At 65.8% G+C, this 20,000-nt stretch carries 15 protein-coding genes; 9 read left to right on the forward strand and 6 right to left on the reverse strand.

Annotation, left to right across the window (positions count from 1 at the left end; genetic code table 11):
• Window positions 1-4 precede the first annotated feature (4 nt).
• The 5 genes from GN330_RS21850 to GN330_RS21870 all read left to right on the forward strand — a co-directional run bounded on the left by GN330_RS21850 (window position 5) and on the right by GN330_RS21870 (window position 7,263).
• On the forward strand, window positions 5-1,534 hold the full coding sequence (locus tag GN330_RS21850) for a Do family serine endopeptidase (protein ID WP_156715575.1): 1,530 nt from the start codon (window positions 5-7) through the stop codon (window positions 1,532-1,534).
• 125 nt (window positions 1,535-1,659) lie between these two features.
• Window positions 1,660-2,334: a response regulator transcription factor gene (locus GN330_RS21855; RefSeq protein WP_156715577.1), complete on the forward strand. Its 675-nt coding sequence runs from the start codon at window positions 1,660-1,662 to the stop codon at window positions 2,332-2,334.
• On the forward strand, window positions 2,331-3,770 hold the full coding sequence (locus GN330_RS21860) for a sensor histidine kinase (RefSeq protein WP_156715579.1): 1,440 nt from the start codon (window positions 2,331-2,333) through the stop codon (window positions 3,768-3,770). Before GN330_RS21855 ends, GN330_RS21860 begins: the two co-directional genes overlap by 4 nt.
• Complete coding sequence (locus GN330_RS21865; protein ID WP_156715581.1) at window positions 3,767-6,733, forward strand: bifunctional [glutamine synthetase] adenylyltransferase/[glutamine synthetase]-adenylyl-L-tyrosine phosphorylase; 2,967 nt, start codon at window positions 3,767-3,769, stop codon at window positions 6,731-6,733. Before GN330_RS21860 ends, GN330_RS21865 begins: the two co-directional genes overlap by 4 nt.
• A 62-nt stretch (window positions 6,734-6,795) precedes the next feature.
• A complete protein-coding gene (locus GN330_RS21870) occupies window positions 6,796-7,263 on the forward strand; it encodes an EF-hand domain-containing protein (RefSeq protein WP_246188809.1) in 468 nt (155 codons plus the stop codon).
• 66 nt (window positions 7,264-7,329) lie between these two features.
• Here GN330_RS21870 and GN330_RS21875 read toward each other — a convergent pair whose 3' ends face one another.
• Together GN330_RS21875 and pepN are read right to left on the reverse strand one after the other, a co-directional pair.
• On the reverse strand, window positions 7,330-9,654 hold the full coding sequence (locus tag GN330_RS21875) for a PAS domain-containing sensor histidine kinase (protein WP_156715583.1): 2,325 nt from the start codon (window positions 9,652-9,654) through the stop codon (window positions 7,330-7,332).
• Between the two features lie 149 nt (window positions 9,655-9,803).
• On the reverse strand, window positions 9,804-12,452 hold the full coding sequence (gene pepN, locus GN330_RS21880) for an aminopeptidase N (protein ID WP_156715585.1): 2,649 nt from the start codon (window positions 12,450-12,452) through the stop codon (window positions 9,804-9,806).
• 161 nt (window positions 12,453-12,613) lie between these two features.
• On the opposite strand from pepN, the gene GN330_RS21885 reads away from it, so the two are divergent.
• Together GN330_RS21885 and GN330_RS21890 are read left to right on the forward strand one after the other, a co-directional pair.
• Window positions 12,614-14,923 carry a xanthine dehydrogenase family protein molybdopterin-binding subunit gene (locus GN330_RS21885; RefSeq protein ID WP_156715587.1) on the forward strand — a complete coding sequence of 770 codons (2,310 nt, stop codon included), beginning with the start codon at window positions 12,614-12,616 and terminating at the stop codon, window positions 14,921-14,923.
• Window positions 14,920-15,867 (forward strand): DMT family transporter, encoded by a 948-nt coding sequence (locus GN330_RS21890; protein WP_343041050.1) that lies wholly within the window; start codon window positions 14,920-14,922, stop codon window positions 15,865-15,867. Before GN330_RS21885 ends, GN330_RS21890 begins: the two co-directional genes overlap by 4 nt.
• Before the next feature lie 4 nt (window positions 15,868-15,871).
• Here the strand turns inward: GN330_RS21890 and GN330_RS21895 are convergent, their stop codons facing one another.
• Complete coding sequence (locus GN330_RS21895; protein ID WP_156715591.1) at window positions 15,872-16,699, reverse strand: helix-turn-helix domain-containing protein; 828 nt, start codon at window positions 16,697-16,699, stop codon at window positions 15,872-15,874.
• 148 nt (window positions 16,700-16,847) lie between these two features.
• Here GN330_RS21895 and GN330_RS21900 point away from each other — a divergent pair, with 148 nt between their 5' ends.
• Window positions 16,848-17,246 carry a hypothetical protein gene (locus tag GN330_RS21900; protein WP_156715593.1) on the forward strand — a complete coding sequence of 133 codons (399 nt, stop codon included), beginning with the start codon at window positions 16,848-16,850 and terminating at the stop codon, window positions 17,244-17,246.
• A 56-nt stretch (window positions 17,247-17,302) separates the two neighbouring features.
• Window positions 17,303-17,725: a PaaI family thioesterase gene (locus GN330_RS21905; protein ID WP_156715595.1), complete on the forward strand. Its 423-nt coding sequence runs from the start codon at window positions 17,303-17,305 to the stop codon at window positions 17,723-17,725.
• A 24-nt stretch (window positions 17,726-17,749) separates the two neighbouring features.
• On the opposite strand, the gene GN330_RS21910 is transcribed toward GN330_RS21905, so the two are convergent.
• The 3 genes from GN330_RS21910 to GN330_RS21920 form a co-directional block, all read right to left on the reverse strand.
• Window positions 17,750-18,217, reverse strand: a complete 468-nt coding sequence (locus GN330_RS21910) for an MAPEG family protein (RefSeq protein WP_156715597.1) — start codon at window positions 18,215-18,217, stop codon at window positions 17,750-17,752.
• Window positions 18,218-18,251: 34 nt separating this feature from the next.
• Window positions 18,252-19,094, reverse strand: coding sequence for a uracil-DNA glycosylase family protein (locus GN330_RS21915; protein ID WP_343041051.1), 843 nt, complete (start codon window positions 19,092-19,094; stop codon window positions 18,252-18,254).
• A 69-nt stretch (window positions 19,095-19,163) separates the two neighbouring features.
• Window positions 19,164-19,787 (reverse strand): hypothetical protein, encoded by a 624-nt coding sequence (locus GN330_RS21920; protein ID WP_246188810.1) that lies wholly within the window; start codon window positions 19,785-19,787, stop codon window positions 19,164-19,166.
• Window positions 19,788-20,000: the final 213 nt, after the last annotated feature.

Genomic DNA, 20,000 nt, shown 5'->3' on the forward strand with positions numbered 1-20,000 from the left:
GACCATGACTTCACCGCAAAATACCGCATCCCGAACCAGCAAGCGGCTCCTGGCTGCGGTCGCCTCCGTCGCGGTCGCCTCGGCGGTCGGCTTCACCGCCGTCGCCTCGGGCACCCAGCCCGTCCTGGCCGAGGCGGTCAGGGTCGAGGCGCCCGCCGCCCCGGGTTTTGCCGATATTGTCGAACGCGTCTCGCCGGCGGTCGTCAGCGTCCGCGTCAAGGCGAAGCTGCAGCCGGCCAACGATCGCGGCCCGGGTTCGCTTTTCGGCGGGCAGGGCTTCGACGACCTGCCGGACGGTCATCCGCTGAAGCGTTTCTTCCGCGAGTTCCGCGGCGATCGTTTCTTCGGGCCGGGTCCGCGTGGCGGCCGCCCCGAAGGGCGCGGGCGCGCCCGTCCCGTCTCGCAGGGCTCCGGCTTTTTCATCAGCGAGGACGGCTATCTCGTCACGAACAACCATGTTGTCGACGGCGGTTCCGAATTCACGGTGATGATGGATGACGGCTCGGAAATCGACGCGACCCTGATCGGTACCGATCCCCGTACCGACCTGGCCGTCCTCAAGGTGGCCGAGGAGCGCAAGTTCACCTATGTCGCCTTTGCCGACGACGCCAAGGTGCGGGTCGGAGACTGGGTGGTGGCCGTCGGCAACCCGTTCGGCCTTGGCGGCACGGTGACCGCGGGTATCGTTTCGGCGCGTGGTCGCGACATCGGCGCCGGCCCCTATGACGACTTCATCCAGATCGACGCGGCGGTCAATCGCGGCAATTCCGGCGGCCCGGCCTTCAACCTGAACGGCGAAGTGGTCGGCATCAACACCGCCATCTTCTCGCCGTCCGGCGGCAATGTCGGCATTGCCTTCGCCATTCCCGCCTCGATCGCCAAAGAGGTCGTCGAGGAGTTGATCGAAGACGGCACGGTCGAGCGCGGCTGGCTCGGCGTCCAGATTCAGCCGGTGACCGACGACATCGCCGAATCGCTCGGCCTGGCTGAAAACAAGGGCGCGCTGGTCACCGAGCCGCAATCCGACGGCCCCGCCTTCGCCGCCGGCATCAAACCGGGTGACGTGATTGTCGACGTCGATGGCAAGGACGTGGCCTCGCCGCGTGAACTCGCCCGCCTGATCGGCGGCATGACGCCCGACACCAAGACCGAGATCACGGTCTGGCGCAATGGCGAGACCCAGAAGATCGTGGTCGAACTGACCGAGATGCCGGGCGTGGAAAAGCAGGCCGCGCTGGAAAACGACCCGCAATCCGAGGGCGACCTCCTGGAGAATTTCGGCCTGACCGTCACCGCCGCCGATAGTGGCGACGGCGTGGTTGTGACCGCGGTCGAGCCGGGCAGCGCCGCCGCCGATCGCGGCATCCGCTCCGGCGATGTCGTGGTGGCGGTGAATTCCGTGGCGGTCGACAGCGCTGGCGCTGTCGAAAAGGCGGTCGCGGAAGCCTCGCGCGCTGGGCGCAAGGCGGTGCTGTTCCAAATTCAGCGCGACGACACCAACCGCTTCGTCGCCCTGCCGGTCGCCCGCGGCTAACCGCGCACGATAAGCCGGGCGCCCGGGCTTTTCCCGGGACGCCCGTCCAAAAAACGTTGCCATCTACCGGGCCGCCTCGACGCGGCCCGGTGCGCGTTGCATGACTTGTGTCGTATAAGGCCGCCATGAAGATTCTGCTGATCGAGGACGACCGCGAGGCGGCCGAATATCTGGAGCGCGCCCTGAACGAGGCCGGCCACACCGTGCATGTAGCCGGTGACGGCGAGACCGGCTTCACGCTCGCCGACGGCGGCGACTATGACGTGCTGATCGTCGACCGCATGTTGCCGCGCCGCGACGGGCTGTCGGTGGTGGCGGGCTTGAGGGCGCGGGGGCAACGTACGCCGGTCCTGATTCTGTCCGCGCTCGGCGAGGTCGATGACCGGGTGACCGGCCTCAGGGCCGGCGGCGATGATTATCTGACCAAACCGTTTGCCCTGTCCGAGCTTCTGGCCCGCATCGAGGTCCTCAACCGGCGCGTCGGCGCCGGCGACGTCGAAACCGTCTACCGAGCCGGCGACCTCGAACTTGACCGGCTGTCGCATACGGTCCGCCGCGCCGGCAAGGAGATCGCGCTGCAGCCGCGCGAGTTTCGGCTGCTGGAATATCTGATGCGCCATGCCGGCCAGGTGGTGACCCGCACCATGCTGCTTGAAAACGTCTGGGACTATCATTTCGATCCCCAGACCAATGTCATCGACGTGCATGTGTCGCGCTTGCGCGGCAAAATCGAAAAGGGCTTCGACAAGCCGCTCCTGCACACGGTGCGCGGCGCCGGCTACATGCTGAAAGCCGGCTGACGATGCGGCTGCCGGCCATCATGAAAACGACGGCCGCGCGGCTCTCCGCGCTCTATCTGCTCTTGTTCGGCGCCTGCGCGGTACTTTTGGTCATCTACATGACCTCGATCTCCGTGCGCATCATCGCAGCGCAGAACCAGGAAACCATCCAGGAAGAGGCGCGCAATCTCGTGCGCGCCTACGAGCGCGGCGGCATTCCCCGCCTCGTGCGCGTCGTCGAGCAGCGCGCGCGCCAGCCCGGCGCCAATCTTTATCTGATCGCCGATCCCAACGGCCGCATCCTGTCGGGCAATGTCGAAAGCCTGCAGCCCGGCGTGCTTGAGCTGGAAGGCTGGACCCTGCGCCCGTTCGCCTATGAGCGCTACGGCGATAACGGGCTTGGCCAGCGCGCGCCGGCGCCCGACGCCGCGACCGGACGGCTACCCCACACCGCCATGGCCCTGGTCATCCGCCTGCCCAATCGCATGATCCTGCTCGTCGGTCGCGATCTCGGCGAACCGGAGCGCTTCCGCCGGGTGGTCCAGCGCGCGCTGATCCTGGCGCTCGCCTTCATGGGCATCGGCGCCTTTCTGATCTGGTTTTTCGTCGGGCGCGCCGCGCTGCGTCGCATCGATTCGATTTCGGCGGCAAGCCAGCGCATCATGGGCGGCGACCTTTCCGGCCGGCTGCCTGTGAGCGGAGCAGACGACGAATTCGACCGGCTCTCGGACAATCTCAACGCCATGCTGACGCGCATCGCGGCACTCAACGAGGGACTGAAACAGGTCTCCGACAACATCGCCCACGACCTGAAGACGCCGCTCACCAGACTGCGCCAGCGCGCCGAATCCGCCCTTGCCGGCTCCAAGGACAAGGCGGCGCTGCGCGAGGCGTTGGAGGCGGCGATCGCCGAATCGGACCAGTTGATCCGCACCTTCAACGCCATCTTGATGATTTCGCGGCTGGAGGCCGGCTATTCGGCGGAATCGACTCACAGAATAGATCTGGCCGGCATCATTGACGACGTCGCCGAGCTCTACGAACCGGTTGCCGAGGAGCGTGGCGTGGCGCTGGAAACCCGGATCACCGGTCCGCAAACCGTGACGGCGAACCGCGAACTCGTTGCCCAGGCCTTGTCAAACGTCGTCGACAACGCGATCAAATATTCTGCGGGACACGCCGCGTCGCCGGCCGTGTCGATCGCACTGGACAAGGCGGACGGGGAGGTGCGCATCGTGATCGCAGATAACGGGCCGGGCATTCCCGCCGAGGATCGCAAGCGCGCGACCGAACGGTTCGTGCGGCTCGAGGTCAGCCGCTCCCAGCCGGGCTCCGGCCTCGGGTTAAGCCTGGCCCGCGCCGTCATGACCTTCCATCGCGGTCGGCTCGACCTGTCCGACGCCGATCCCGGCTTGAAGGTCACCATGGTATTCCCCGCCAAGGGTGCGGCGTCATGAGCGCCGCGAAAAACAAGCCGCTCGACGACGGCAGCGCCTGGTTCGGCGCGCCGGCGCGCGCGATCAAAGCACCGTCGGCCGAAGAGGCAGCCGAGCAGCTCGAAGCGCTCGGCGACTGCGCGCGCGAGGCCGATCTGCCGCGACTGGCCGCGCTTGCCGGCTCCGGCACGCCGCTCGCGGCCTTTCTGGCCGGCGTGTTCGCCCAGTCGCTTTATCTGCGCGGTGTCGCCCGGCGCGAGCCGGCGATCCTGGACCGCCTGTTCGACCAGGGCGCGGACGCCAGGCTCGAAAACCTGTTCGACAAGATCGAAAACGCGGCGCGCAGCGACGGGCTGACCGAGGCCGGCCTGATGGCGGATTTGCGCCGGTTGAAGGCCGAGGCGCATTTCCTGATCGCGCTCTGCGACATCGCCGGCGCCAGCGACACCCGCGCCACCGTGATGCGGTTGAGCCGCCTGGCCGATGCCGCGATCGGTGCCGCGGTCCGCTTCCTGCTGCGCGAGGCGCACGACAAGGGCAAGCTTGCTCTGCCCGATCCGGACGATCCCGAGACCGGCTCTGGATGGGTGCTGCTGGGCATGGGCAAGCTCGGCGCGCACGAGCTCAACTTCTCTTCCGACATCGACCTGATCGCTTTTTTCGATCCCGAGGCGCCGGCGATCGGCGATCCGTACGAGGCGACCGACCTGTTTTCGCGCCTGACCCGGCGGCTGGTGCGCATCCTGCAGGACCGCACCGAGCACGGTTATGTCTTCCGCACCGATCTGCGCCTGCGCCCCGATCCCGGGTCGACCCCACTCGCCATACCCGTCGAGGCCGCACTCAACTATTACGAAAGCCGCGGGCAGAACTGGGAGCGCGCGGCCATGATCAAGGCGCGGCCGGTCGCTGGTGATCGCACCGTGGCGGCGCGCGTACTGAAGGAACTGACGCCCTATGTCTGGCGCAAATATATGGACTACGCCGCGATCGCCGACGTCCATTCGATCAAACGCCAGATTCACGCCCACAAGGGCCATGGCGAGATCGCCGTGCGCGGCCACAACGTCAAGCTCGGCCGCGGCGGCATTCGCGAGATCGAGTTCTTCGTCCAGACCCAGCAACTGATTGCCGGCGGCCGGTTCCCTGAATTGCGCGGCCGTGAAACCGTGCCGATGCTCGCCTGCCTGGCCGATCGCGGCTGGATCTCGGACGAGGCGCGCGACACGCTGTCGGCGCATTACTGGTTCCTGCGTGACATCGAGCATGCCTTGCAGATGATGACCGACGAGCAAATCCATACGCTTCCGGAAGACGATGACGGCCTCGAACGGGTCGCGCGGCTGCGCGGCTTCGCCTCCATCGACGATTTTTCCAGCGCGTTCCGGGCCGCGCTCAAAGATGTCGAAGATCATTATGCCGCGCTGTTTGAAAGCGCACCCCAGCTTTCCAGCGGCGTTGGCAATCTGGTCTTCACCGGCGACGTCGATGACCCCGGCACGCTCGAGACGCTGAGCAATCTGGGCTTCGAGCGGCCGAGCGACATCTGCCGTGTGATCCGCACTTGGCATTTCGGCCGTTACCGCGCCACCCAGTCGGCCGAGGCGCGTGAAAGACTGACCGAGCTGACACCAGCGCTGCTGGAGGCCTTCGGCGCCACCAAGCGGGCCGACGAGGCGATCCTGCGCTTTGACGAGTTCATGCGCGGACTGCCGGCCGGCATCCAGCTTTTTTCGCTTCTACAGTCCAACCCCGGTCTGCTGCGGCTGCTTGCCACCATCATGGGTGCCGCGCCGCGCCTGGCCGCCATCATCACCCGCCGTCCGCATGTTTTCGACGGCCTGCTCGATCCGGGCCTGTTGTCGGAACTGCCCAACAAGGCCTATCTGGCCGCCAGGCTCGAGGCTTTCCTGCAGGGCGCGGTCGCCTACGAGGAAACGCTCGACCGCTTGCGCATTTTCGCGGCCGAACAGAAATTCCTGATCGGCATGCGGCTTTTGACCGGCGCGATCGACGCCACCCGCGCCGGCAAGGCGTTTTCCGATCTCGCCGACCTGACGCTCGGCGCGGCGCTCGACGCGGTTTCGGACGAATTCGCCACCCGCCACGGCACCGTCGCCGGCGGGCGCGTCGCAATATTGGGCATGGGCAAACTCGGCAGCCGCGAATTGACCGCGGGCTCGGATGTCGATCTGATCCTGCTCTACGACCATGACGAGACGGCCGAGGATTCCTCCGGCGCCAAGCCGCTCGCGCCGTCGCACTATTTCGCCCGTTTCACGCAAAGGCTGATCGCCGCGGTCTCCGCGCCGACGGCGGAGGGCGTGCTTTACGAACTCGATTTGCGGTTGCGGCCGTCCGGCAACAAGGGGCCGGTGGCCACCCATATCGATGCCTTCCGCGCCTATCAGCAGAAAGACGCGTGGACCTGGGAACGGATGGCGCTGACGCGCGCGCGGGTGGTGGCCGGCGATCCAGGTTTCGGCGAAACGGTCACGGCGGACGTCGCGGCGCTGCTTGCGAAACCGAGCGACAGGCAAAAAGTGTTTGACGATGCGCGCGAGATGCGCTCGCTGATCGAGGACGAAAAGCCGCCGCGCGGCCTCTGGGACCTGAAGCTCGTTCCCGGTGGTCTGATCGACCTCGAATTCATCGCCCAGGCGGCCGTGCTGACGGGGGGGCTGGCCGGTGAACGTTCGACGGCGACCGCGGAACTGCTGGCCCGCCTGGCACCGGATTTCTGCGCGCCGCAAATGCGCGACGAACTGGTCGAGGCTTTCGGGCTGTTCATGGGGCTTACCCAGGTGGCGCGGCTTTGCCTGACCGGCGAGATCGACCCGGACGACATGCCGCCCGGGCTTGCCGATCTGATGCTGCGCAACACCGATCTGCCGGACCTCAAGGTGCTGGAAGCGCATATCGAAGAAACGTCACAACGCGTTCGAAAACATTTCGACGCGCTGTTTCGTGGGACGCATGGCTGACCGATGGGATGCTTGGCCATGCCCCGTTCGCAACGGGGGCGACCATCCAAAAGGAGCAAACCATGAAATCGAAAACCAATGCGGCGATGACTTTTCTGGCACTGGCCGGGCTGCTCGGTGCCGCCACGGCTCAGGTCCAGGCCCAGGACGACGACATGCGGCAGGACGGGAAAGGCAATCATGGCATGCGCTTCGAACGCGCTGACGCCGACCAGAGCGGCGACCTCACCTTCGAGGAATATGCCGCCACGATCGATGCCAGGCTGGCCAATGCCGACACGGATGGCGACGGCCGGATGACGGTCGGCGAAATCGCCGACGAGATCGTGCGCATCCGCGCCGAACGACAGGCGCGTCGCCTGGTCCGGCGTTTCGACGTCAACGGTGACGGCGCGCTGACGGCGGATGAGATCGAAAACCGTCAAAGGAAGATGTTCGCGCTTCTTGACCGCAATGACGACGGCATGGTCGACCGGTCGGAGATGCCAAGACGCGGCAAGGGCCATCATCGCCGGCACCGCCCGCAATAGTCAAAAAAGAATGCCCGGGAGCCCCTCTGCTCCCGGGCATTGCCGTGGCCCCCGCCACCGGCGACATCACGCCGCCATCTTCAATTCCGCGACCGGTATGCGCACCGATACGATCGTGCCCCGGCCCTGGGTCGATTTGATCTTCAGCGACCCGCCATGCATCTCGGTGAGCGAACGCGAGATTGCCAGGCCGAGCCCCGAGCCGCGATGGCTCTTGGAAAATTGGTTTTCGACCTGTTCGAAGGGACGCCCGAGCTTTTTCAGCGCGTCGCGCGGGATGCCGCAGCCATTGTCCTCGATCGACAGCACCAGCGCACCGCCGGCCTTGCGCGCCCGCACGCTGATACGCCCGCCCTGACCGGTGAATTTCACCGCGTTCGACAACAGGTTGAGCGCGATCTGCTTGACGGCCCTGCGGTCGGCCTGGAGCGTGGTGGCCTGGGCGATATTGGTCTCGATCTCGATCGCCTTTTCCGATGCCTGGACCGAAATCACCCGCACCGCCTCCGCCATCAACGCGGCAAGCTCGATTTCCTCGCGCTGCAGCGAGAACTGGCCGGCCTCGATCTTCGACATGTCCAAAATGTCGTTGATCACGCCGAGCAGGTAGTTGCCGCTGGCGTGAATGTCGCGGGTATACTCCTCGTAGCGCTCCGAGCCGAGCGGCCCGAACAGACTCGATTGCATCAACTCCGAAAAGCCGATGATCGCGTTGAGCGGCGTGCGCAGTTCGTGCGACATATTGGCAAGGAATTCCGACTTCGCCCGGTTGGCGGCCTCGGCGCGCTCGGTTTCGCGCATATATCTGCGGTTGAGGTCGACCAGTTCGCGGGCGCGCTCTTCCTCAGCCCGCCGAGCGAGGCTGAGATCGTGGATCGTCGCCATCAGCCGGCGCTCGCTTTCCACCAGCTTTTCCTGATGCAGCTTCAACTGCGTGATGTCGGCGCCGACCGACACCGTGCCGCCATCCTTGGTGGGAAGCTGGTTGACCTGCAGCCAGCGCCCGTCGGCCAGTTGCCGCTCGAAGGTGGCGCCGCCGCCGCGTCCCTGCGGGCTCGCCAGCTTGCGCTCGAACGCATAGCCGTTCATGCCAGCTTCGAGATTGGGGCGCGACGTGCCCGACACCACCTGCGAGGCGGACAGACCCATCTGCTCCTGGAACTTGGTGTTGCACATGACCAGCCGGTCATTCGTGTCCCACAGCACGAAGGATTCCGAAATACTCTCGATGGCGGTGCGCAGCCGCATGTCGGCCTGTTCGGACTGGCGTGCCAGATTGTGCTGCTCGGTGACGTCGACGGCGATGCCGATCAGGTGGACGTCGGAGGAATCGGGGTCGATCACCTGGGCCCGGGCCCGCATCCAGACCCAGTGGCCCTTCGCGTGGCGCATGCGGAAGATCTGGTCGATCTGGTCGATCTCACGCGAAACGATGCGGTTGGCCAGGCCGAACAGGTCGCCATCGTCGGCGTGGATGATCCCGGCCACGTCGCCGAAGGACAGCATGTCCTCGCACGGCTCGTAGCCGAGCATGTCGTACATCGAGCGCGACCAGTACATCTTGCCGCGGCCCATGTCCCAGTCCCACAGCCCGCAGCGTCCGCGCACCAGCGCCAGGTCGATGCGCTGGTGGGCTTCGTTGTAGATGCGGTCGGCGGCCTGGGCGCGGGCGGCCTGACTGAAATAGGCGTAGAGCACGACGATCAGCACGCCCGACGTGATCACGAACAAGGTGACGTTGAGCGATACGGTACGGCGCCATTCGGCCAGCATCGTCTCGCGCGGCACGAGCGCGGCGGTGGCGCCGCGATTGTCGGCGAGCAGCCTGACGGTAGCCAGCCAGGGTTCGCCCGCGATCGACACCGCCATCACGCCGGCCCGTTCGCCGAACAAAAACAGCGGCTGTCCGGCTGAAATAAGCTCTTCCAGCGGCTTGCCTGTCCATGACAGCAGATCGGGGGTCGCGGCGACGACCTGGAAGCGGCTGTCGGTGATAAGCAGCGCGTGCTGGTTGCGCAGCGCCGCGAGCGGCGCCGAGCGCTCCAGGAAGGCCTGGCTCGGTCCGTGCGGCTGCGGATCGTGGCGCGCGGCCTCGATGGCGCTGGCGATCTGTGCCGCGCCCAGGCCGAGCGTCATGCGCGCGGTGCGCTCGATGTCCTCGCGCCACGACATCAGCGATGTCGCCCGCGCTGCCGCCACAACGATCAGAAAGACGATAATGAGGGTAGGGATCGAACGACGCAGATAGGGTTCGGCGGCGATCAGCCTTTCATAGGCGGGTGCCGCGATGATGCGCGCGTTTCCAGAAAGCCCGCGCATCGGTCGACGGCGCCCCGTCCGCCGCACAAAAATATCCGCCTCGGGCGCGCCGCGCGCGTCCGCCTTCGCCATAGGCTTCTCGCCTTTCAATATCCCCGAAAAGATCCGGCTACGCCGCACGCCCGAATCGCTATTAAAGAATCAAACGCGATTCGCCTTGTCCAGTGCCGGGAGGCCGAATTCGTAAAATTTTAAGGTTTTTGGCGAAGCCGGACGTTTCTTCACGCGAGTGTTCGCTCGACGATGTCGCGCAAGTCCACCGACAGTCCCTCCGCCGAGACCATGCGCAACAGCGCTTCGCGCGCCACCGCCCTGCGTTCCGGTTCCAGCGACCGCCAGGACCGCAGCGCCGTCGCCAGTCGGGCCGCCACCTGCGGGTTCTTGCGGTCGACCTTAAGGATGATGTCGCCGAAGAAACGATAGCCTTCGCCGTCGGCGCGGTGAAATCCGGTCTGGTTGGCGCTGGAAAACGTTCCGACCAGGGCGCGCAGCCGATTCGGATTGGCAATCGAGAAGGCCGGGTGATCGACGAGCGCGCGCACCGTGTCGAGCGTCTCTGGTCCGGGCGCTGCCGCCTGGATCTGGAACCATTTGTCGAGCACCAGCGGATCGTCGCGGTATGTCCGTTCGAAATCCGCCAAGGCCTCCGTCGTTTCCGCGGCGCCGGCATGGCGGTTGACGAGCACCGCGAGCGCGGCCGCCCGGTCGGTCATGTTGCCCGCCTCGGCATAGTGCCGCGCCGCCGGCGCGGCGTCGTCCGACTGCGCGGCGAGATAATCGAGCACCACGTTCTTCAGCGCCCTGCGCCCCGCGCTTTCGGCATCGGGGCTGAACGGCCCCGTATCCGACATCGCCTCGTGCAGCGCCTTGAAGGCGGCGGCGTGCGCGCTTCCGATCGCCCGCGCCAGCCGCGTACGCGCCGCCAGGATCGCGTCGGGGTCGATATTGCTGCCCATCTCGCGGGCAATGTCGGCTTCGGCCGGCAGGGTGAGGGCAAGCGCCCGGTAGGCCGGTTCCAGCGCATCGTCTCCGACGATGTCGCCGCACAGCGCGACGAGGTCGTCGGGCAGGACGGCGTCACGGCCGCCCCGGATGTGGCGCGCGCCGCGGATCAGCGTGTCGATCAGCAGCGTGTTGAGCGCCTGCCAGCGCCCATAGAGATCGCCGTCGTGGCGCGCCAGGAACAGTCGGTCGGCGCGCTTTTCCTCAACCGACAGCGTCACCGGTGCGGAAAAGCCCCGATTGAGGGACAGTCGCGGCCGTTTGCCGATCCCTTGGAAGCGTAGCCTGTGGCTGCGCTTGCGCAGATGGATGACGCCGTTCCTGACGGTCGCGCCCTCGACATGGTCCCAGCCCATGTCTTCGCCATCCGGGCCGACCAGGCCGAAGGCCAGCGGGATATGCATGACGCGCTTACGGCTTTCGCCCGGCGTTGGCGGAACCGATTGCTCGATCTCCAGCACCAGTTCCTTGTCAGCGGCCGAGTAGGTGGCCTTGGCGGTGACGTTGGGTGTGCCGGCCTGCTGGTACCACAAAAAGAATTGCGACAGGTCCTGGCCGGAGGCGTCCTCGAACGCCTTGACGAAATCCTCCACGGTCGCCGCCTCGCCGTCATGGCGCTCGAAATAGAGGTCCATGCCCTGCCGGAACGCGTCCGCGCCGAGCACGGTGCGGATCATGCGCACGACTTCCGATCCTTTCTCGTAGACGGTTGCCGTGTAGAAATTGTTGATCTCGCGATAGCGGCGCGGGCGCACCGGATGGGCCAGCGGTCCCTGGTCCTCGGGAAATTGATGGCCTTTCAGGAGCCGGACCTCGGCGATCCGCTTGACCGCGCGCGAGCGCTGGTCGGCGGAAAATTCGTGGTCGCGATAGACGGTCAGCCCTTCCTTCAGGCAAAGCTGGAACCAATCACGGCAAGTGATTCTGTTTCCTGTCCAATTGTGAAAATATTCATGCGCGATGATCGCCTCGATATTGGCGAAGTCGGCGTCGGTGGCTGTGTCTTCGTCGGCAAGTACATATTTGTCGTTGAAGATGTTGAGGCCCTTGTTTTCCATCGCCCCCATGTTGAAGTCGGAGACGGCGACGATGTTGAACACGTCGAGATCGTATTCGCGCCCGAACGCCGTCTCGTCCCAGATCATCGAACGTTTCAGCGCATCCATGGCGTAGGCCGTGCGGTCCTGCTTGCCGTGTTCGACATAGATGCCGAGTTCGACCGACCGGCCCGAGCGCGTGACCAGCTGGTCCTTGACGAAGGCGAGGTCGCCGGCAACCAGCGCGAACAGATAGGACGGCTTGGGAAAAGGGTCGTGCCAGACGGCGAAATGGCGGCCATCCGGCAAGGCGCCGGTTTCGCCCGGATTGCCGTTGGAAAGCATGAGCGGGGTTGATCGGCGGTCCGCCTCGATGCGCACCGTGTAGACCGATAGGATGTCCGGCCGGTCGAGGAAATAGGTGATGCGACGGAAGCCCTCGGCCTCGCATTGGGTGCAATAGACGCCGTTGGAGCGATAGAGCCCCATCAGCGCTTCGTTGCGCGCCGGCGCGAGCCGGGTTGTCATGGTGAGCGTGAACGTCCTTGCCGCGGGCAGCGCGTGCAGGCTCAGCCGGTCGGGCGAAACCGTGCGGTCGTCCTCGGCGACCGGCTTGCCGTCGATCTCAACCGATACGAGGTCGAGTCCGTCGCCATCGAGCACCAGTGGCGTCTTTCCCCGCCTCGCGCCGTCGCGCCGTTCGATCGCAAGTTCGGTGATCACCAACGTCTGTTCCGGGTCGAGCCGGAAGGTGAGATGGGTCGCGGGGATGAGGTAGTCGGAGGGGCTGTAATCCTCGAGCTTGAAAACCTGACCGGTATCCGAACGCATGCTCCGACCTTTCCCTGGAGTGCGCCACGGCCGTTGCCGGTTACGGCCGGACGTGGCACAACAAATTCGTCCGTCTGCCCTTTACACGACACGGCGGCTCGACAAAACTGAGGCGTGGCTTATCCCGCCGTGGTTCTCCAAATCAACGATCGGACTATGACATGACGGTGTTGACGCCGAAATTCGGAATGGGCGCTTCGGTCCTGCGTGTCGAGGACGCCGCCTTCATCACCGGCAAGGGCCGGTATACCGACGACATCGCGCCCGAGGGCACCTTGCATGGTTACGTGCTGCGCTCACAGATGGCCAATGCCGGCTTCAAGATAGGGTCGACGGACGCTGCTAAGGCCGCGCCCGGCGTGCACCTTGTACTGACGGGTGCCGATATTGCTCATCTCAACCCGCTGAAATCGCCGGCCATGCAGCGCCAGCCTGACGGCACGCGCGCGCCGACCCGCGATATTCCGATCCTGTGCCGGGACCAGGTGCGTTATGTCGGCGACGCGATCGCCTTCGTCGTCGCCGAAAGCCGCGCCCAGGCCCAGGACGCGGCCGAGATGATCGATGTCGCATTCGAGGACCGGCCGGCGATCGCCGCGACCGCCAGCGCACTGGACGCCGACGCGCCGCTGGTGTGGCCCGAGGCGGGCTCCAACAAATCCTTCGAATATCTGCTCGGCGAGCGCGAAAAGGCCGACACCGCCTTCGCCAAGGCGACGCGCTTTGCCCGCATCGCCTTCCGCAACAACCGGCTGGTCTGCAACTATATGGAGCCGCGTGCCGCGCTCGGCGAATGGCGCGCCGACGAGGACCGTTTCGTGTTGACCACCGGCTCGCAGGGCGTGCATTCCATGCGCCGCATCATCGCCGAGCAGGTGTTCGCCATGCCGGCGGAAAAGCTGCGGGTTGTGACGCCCGATGTCGGCGGCGGGTTCGGCCCCAAAACCTTCGTCTATCGCGAGTATCCGCTGGTGCTGGAAGCGGCCAGGCGGCTCGGCCGTCCGGTCAAGTGGACCGGCGACCGCGCGGAGCATTTCATGACCGACGCGCAGGGGCGCGACAATCAGGTCGAGGCGGAAATGGCCATGGACGACGACGGCCGTTTCCTTGGCCTGCGCGTCGCTATCGTCGCCAATATGGGCGCCTACAACTCCCAGTACGGGCCGTTCATTCCGTTTGTCGGCGCGACCATGTCGACCGGTGTCTACGATATCCAGGCGCTCGACGTTTCGATCGCTGGCGTGTTCACCAACACCTGTCCGGTCGACGCCTATCGCGGCGCCGGACGGCCGGAAGCCGCGTTCCTGCTGGAAAAGCTCGTCGACGAATGCGCGCGCGAGATGGGGCTGGCGCCCGACGAGATCAGGCGGCGTAACTTCATCCGCCCAGAGCAGTTTCCCTATCGCACCCAGACCGGGCGTCTCTACGATGTCGGCGAGTTCGAGGGCCACATGGACCAGGCGCTGGAGCGGGCCGATTGGGCGGGCTTTGCCGAACGCGCGGGCGCCTCGCGCGCCCGTGGCCGGCTGCGTGGCATCGGCATGGCGACCTATATCGAGGCTTGCGCTTTTGCCGGTTCCGAACCCGCCCATGTCGAGTTGAACGGCGACGGTACGGTGACGCTCAAGATCGGCACCCAGTCGAACGGGCAGGGTCACGCCACCGCCTATGCGCAGTTCGTGTCGGAAAAGCTCGATCTGCCGATCGACCGCATCACGGTGCATCAGGGCGACACCGACGCGCTTGCAACCGGCGGCGGCACCGGGGGATCGCGCTCGATCCCGCTCGGCGGGGTGTCGGCGGCACGGGCCGGCGAGGATCTTGCCGGCAAGATCCGCAAGATCGCCGCCGATGAACTCGAGGCGGCCGCCGCCGACATCGAACTCGTCGATGGCACGGCGCGCATCGTCGGCACCGACCGGTCGATGGATTTCGCCGCCATCGCCAAGGCGGCAGGCAAGCCCGAGGACCTGAAGGGCATGGGCGAGTTCGTCCAGGACGAGGCGACCTATCCGAACGGCACCCATATCTGCGAACTCGAAATCGAGCCGCATACCGGCGATGTCGAAATCCTGACCTACACCATCGTCGATGATTTCGGTGCGACGGTGAACCCGGTCCTGCTTGCCGGCCAGGTCCATGGCGGCGTGGTTCAGGGCGCCGGCCAGGCACTGATCGAAGACACCGTCTATGCCGAGGACGGCCAGCTTATCACGGCGAGCTTCATGGATTACGCCATGCCGCGCGCCGATGATGTGCCGTCCTTTTCGTTCGAGACCCGCAACGTGCCGTCCACCACCAATGCGCTCGGCATCAAGGGGGCGGGCGAGGCCGGCACGATCGGCGCCACGCCGGCCGTCATGAACGCCGTCACCGACGCGCTCTATCGCGGCTACGGCATCCGTCATATAGACATGCCGGCGACGCCATCGCGTATCTGGCAGGCGATCGCGGACGCTGCCACGACGTGAGTCCGCTGCCGGACGACGATCGAAGACCGCTCACCGGGATCACGCTCAAGGTCGCCGCGGTCTGCGCTTTCGTCGCCATGTCGACCTTCATCAAGGCCTCGGGCGAAGTGCCGCCCGGCCAGATCGTGTTCTTCCGCTCGCTGTTCGCCGTCATCCCGGTGGTGGCGGTGATGGTTTTCCGCCGCGAACTCGCCGTCGCCTTCCGCACCAGCCGGCCGCTGAGCCATATCGCGCGCGGCGTCGTCGGTGTCATCGCCATGGGGCTCGGCTTTTTCGCCCTGACGCGTCTGCCGCTGCCGGAATGGATCGCCATCAACTACGCCCAGCCGCTGATCGTGGTGATGCTGAGCGCGCTGGTCTTCGGCGAGACGGTGCGCATCTTCCGCTGGGGCGCGGTGGTGGTCGGGCTGATTGGTGTCACGATCATCTCCTGGCCCAAGCTCACGCTCTTGTCGTCGGGCGCGGACCTTGGCCGCGGCGAGGCGCTTGGCGTGCTGGCCGCCCTGGTTGGCGCGGTGGTCTCGGCGGTCGCCATGCTGCTGGTACGCCGGCTGGTCAAGACGGAGGGATCGCCGACGATCGTGTTCTGGTTTTCCGTCACCGCCACCGTCGCCGGGCTGTTGACCCTGCCGTTCGGCTGGGCGGCGCTGGCCCCGCTGCAGGCGGTGATGCTGGTCATGGCGGGACTGTGCGGCGGCGTCGGACAGATTCTGATGACGGAAAGCTATCGCCACGCCGACATGTCGACCATCGCGCCGTTCGAATACACCTCCATGCTGCTCGGCATCGCCATCGGCTATACGGTTTTCGGCGATATCCCCACCATCCACGTCATCGTCGGCGGGGCGATTGTCGTCGGCGCGGGCCTGTTCATCATCTGGCGCGAGCATCGGCTCGGCCTGGAGCGCGGCGCCGCCCGTAGGGTGACTCCGCCGCAGGGATGAGGGTTCAGGACGGCGTGCTTTTCGCGCTTTCGTCGGCGGCGAGCGCGCGCAGGATTTCTCCGGAACGCGCGTCGGCGGGGAAAAACGATTCGATCGCCAGTTCCGACAGAGACACGTCGAGCGGCGTGCCGAAGACCGTGATCGTCGAGATCAGCGACAGCACCTCCTCGCCAATCTTAAGCTTCAGCGGCACCACGACCAGCGGGCCCTCGGGTTGGCGGGTTTTCGGCCGGTCGCGCGCCGGTGCCGGATAGCCGCGCAATTCGTCTTCGAGTGTCGCCAGCCCGGCATCGGCCACGGTCTCATTGAGGCGACGCAGCCGCTCCAGAAGGTGGTCGCGCCATTCGGCGAGGTTGACGATGCGCGGCGCGAGCCCGTCCGGATGCAGGCTGAGCCGCAGCACGTTGACGGGCGGTTCCAAAAGGGCGGGATCGGCGGCGCCCTGAAGAAATGGCGCGATCGCCCGGTTGGCCTTGACCAGGTTCCAGTGCCGGTCGACGGCGATCGCCGGAAACGGCTCATGCCCCTTCAGCACCTGCTCGACCGCGGCCATGGCCTGGCCGAGCGATGGATCATCAAGTGAGCGCTCGGCGAAACCCGGCGCATAGCCGGCCGCCAGCAGGATGCGGTTGCGCGCGCGCAGCGGCACGTCCAGCCGCTCGGCCAGATGCAGCACCATATCGCGCGAGGGCGTTGCGCGACCGCTTTCCACGAAACTCAGATGGCGTTGCGATATCTCGGCCTCGAGCGCGAGGTCGAGTTGGCTCATCCGCCTGCGGGTGCGCCATTCGCGGATCAGGCCGCCGGCGGTAGGGGAGGGGTTCGTGCTCATAAATGATTGATAACCGAGCCCGGCGCGCATTCCCATTACCTTGCGGGTAATCGCCAGCGTCGCGATCCGACGTCATGGTTCGCTCCAGTCGGACGCAACCGCCGCCATAGGCCGCGGCGCCGACCAACACGGATTGAGGAGATTTACCATGACTGTCACCGTCACGCCCTTCCTGCGCAATGCGCTTTATCTGGACGCTGTCGTCAGCGGCGCGGCCGCCGTGTTGATGGCGGGCGGCGCCGGGCTGCTGTCGCCGCTGCTCGGCCTGCCGCAGCCTTTGCTGTTATGGGCTGGGCTGGTGCTGTTTCCTTTCGTCGCCATGCTGGTTTTTGCGGCCCGCAGGGAGCGGATCGCACACCTTCTCATGATCGACATCGTCGCCCTCAACGCGCTGTGGGTCGCGGCGAGCTTCGGCATGCTGATCGCCGGGCTGGTCGAGCCCAACCTGCTCGGCATCGCCTTCGTTGTCGCCCAGGCGCTCGCCGTCACCGCTTTTGCCGTGCTCCAGGTCGCGAGCCTGCGTGCGGCCGGGGCGCAAGGCGCCTGATCGACTATCGACGCGGCGCCCGGGTGTCGCCGGGCCGGGACCGAAAGGAAAAGACGATGATACATCCCGATGCGCGACAATGGATCGACCAGGTGCTTGCCGGTTCGCCGGTCGCCCGTCGGATCGGTCTGCGGTTCACGACGGTCGAACCCGACCGGGTCGTTGCGACGCTCCCCTTCGATCCCGACAATGTGACAGTGGACGACATCGTCCATGGCGGCGTCATCGCCACGCTGATCGACATTGCCGGCGCGGCGGCGTCCGCGTCGGGGATCGGCGACAGCGTTGCCGGCGGCGCCACCGCGACCATGAGCATCGCCTATCTCGCGCCGGCGCACGCCTGTGATCTCGCGGCCGAGGCGGTCGTGGTCCAGCGCGGACGCACGCAGACGGTGGCCGATATCGCCGTGCGCGATCCGCGGGGACGGGCGATCGCCACTGGCATCGTCACAAGTCGCATCTTCCTGCGCGAGGCATAAATGGCTTGAGTCGCCCGGCCCGGATCAGACACCGAGCGCGGCTAGAAGAACGCGGACGCTCATGAAGATGATGATCAGCGATCCGGGCGTCCACAGGGCCGCGCGTATGTCGTGGATCTGGCCGGTGAAATAGGCGCCGAAATGCAGGAAACGCGTGACGGCGTAGCCGTAGAACAGAAGCTGCGCCAGCCAGAGCGGCGGCGCGGTGAGTGTGTAGAGAAATCCGGCGACCAGGAAAAACGGCACGTTTTCCAGATCGTTCATTTGGATGCGCCGGACGCGTTCGACGCGTTCGTTGGGCTGGAGCTGTACAGGATCTGGATTGGGGTTGAGGCGCGTTGGCTTGATGTCCTCGGGCGCCCGCAGCCCGGCATTTTCCTGCATCATGCGCACGACCGTCAGCCACGACATCGCCACGACCTTCAGGATCATCAGGCTTGCCGCAATCGCATAAGCGGCAAGGATCGGGTCGGAAAGCGATAGGGTTTGCATTGTTCCCTCCGGATTTTTGGTCGCCGATCAACCTTCAAGGACTGTCCCGGAGCTCCTGCAATTTCAGTTTCAGGGCCAGAAAATCCCGCCAGGCCAGGCGCTTGTGGGCCGGATTGCGCAACAGATAGGCCGGATGCAGGGTCGGCATAGCCGGAATCTCGATCCCCGAGGCGGTTGTGTGCGTGCGCCAGCTGCCGCGCATGCGCAAAATGCCCTCCTGGGTGCGCAGCAGCGCCTTCGCCGACGGGCCGCCGAGGGTGACGAGCACTTTCGGCGCGGCGAGCTCGATCTGGCGCTCGATGAACGGCCGGCAGATTTCCGTCTCCAGCGGCGTCGGCGTGCGGTTGCCGGGCGGACGCCAGGGGATCACGTTGGCGATATAGGCTTTGCCGCGGTCGAGGCCGATCGCGGCCAGCATGCGGTCGAGCAGCTTGCCCGAGCGCCCCACGAAGGGCAGGCCCTGAAGATCCTCGTCGCGGCCCGGCGCCTCACCGACGAACATCACGTCGGCGGTGGGATCGCCGTCGGAAAAGGCCAAATTCTTGGCGGTGAATTTCAAATTGCAGCCGTCGAAATCCGCCAGCAGCGCCCGCAATTCCTCCAGCGAGCCGGCGGTACGCGCGAGCTCGCGGGCCCGTTCGGTCTGGCGCTCGTCGGGGATCGCAGCCGGGGTCGGCACGGGCTCGTCCGTGACCGCTCGTGCGGGCGTGGTCGGGCGCGCTTGCGCCGGCGCTTCCCGCTCGCCGTCCGCAGGCGCTGCCTGTCGCACGCGCGCCGGCGGCTTCTTCGAAGCCAGACGGTTGACGGGCTCTTCCCCAAGCGCCTCGTCGGCGCCGCTGTCGGCATAAAAGAAAAGCAGTTCGCGCAGGTCGCTCACGCCGTCACCTTGTTCTTGGTCCCTGATCAGTAGAGCTTTCGCGCCGTGATGAAAACGGCCCGCGCTGTTTTACGACAGCGGGATGCGTGGATCCTGGACCAGGAAGAAGGTCAATTTCGGGGTGAAATCCGAAATCAGGAAGCCGAAATCGGTCTGTTTGCCGGGATCGACGGTCCCTTCTGTGAAAAGCAGCCGGTCATAGGGCTCGAAATCGCGTTGATGACGGGCGAACCCGCCGGAAAACACGCCTTCTTGCCCGACCTGGCGCTGGTTGAAGGACAGGCCGTCGCCAAACACGCTCGGCTGGCCGAGCGTTTCTTGAAGCTCGAACTCGAATTCGTGCCAGGCAAGTCCGCTGGCGTTACGCGCCACCACGACCAGTCTGAGAAACCCGTTGGCGAACTTGCCGTCGAAACTGTAGAGCCGGATCGGCGCTTCGGCCCGGATCACCAGCGTCACCGGGCTGGCCGAATAGAACTCCTGCGTCAGTACGACCGGATCGTCGCGTGTGCCGACGCCGCTGGCCGACAGGATCGTGAAGCCGCCCAACTCGTCGGAAAAGGAATAGGCGCCGGCGCGCCAACGCTTCCCGTCTTGCGCTGCGGCGGGCGGCGCCAGGGCAGTCAGCCACAAGAGGGCGGCAAGCCAACGACCCAGTCGCGTGGCCGCGCGCCGTTTGCGTGCCGTTTCCATCGGCCAAGTATGCCCGACTTTGCGGCCCGGACAAGGCGGGGTCGCAGTCTGGATGTTTTTTGACGTTTACGTTAAAGTAAGTATGTTGACGCGCAAAACAGCGGCGCTGTGTCGCCATCACGGTTTCTTTCGTTCGCGCCGCCGCTAAGGTATGGCGGAGGAAGTTTTTTTGTGACAGGCGAAGGTCGAATGATGGTGCTACGGGCGCCGATT

Origin of the sequence: Nitratireductor arenosus (assembly GCF_009742725.1) — a bacterium.
Classification (GTDB): Bacteria; Pseudomonadota; Alphaproteobacteria; order Rhizobiales; family Rhizobiaceae; genus Mangrovimarina; species Mangrovimarina arenosa.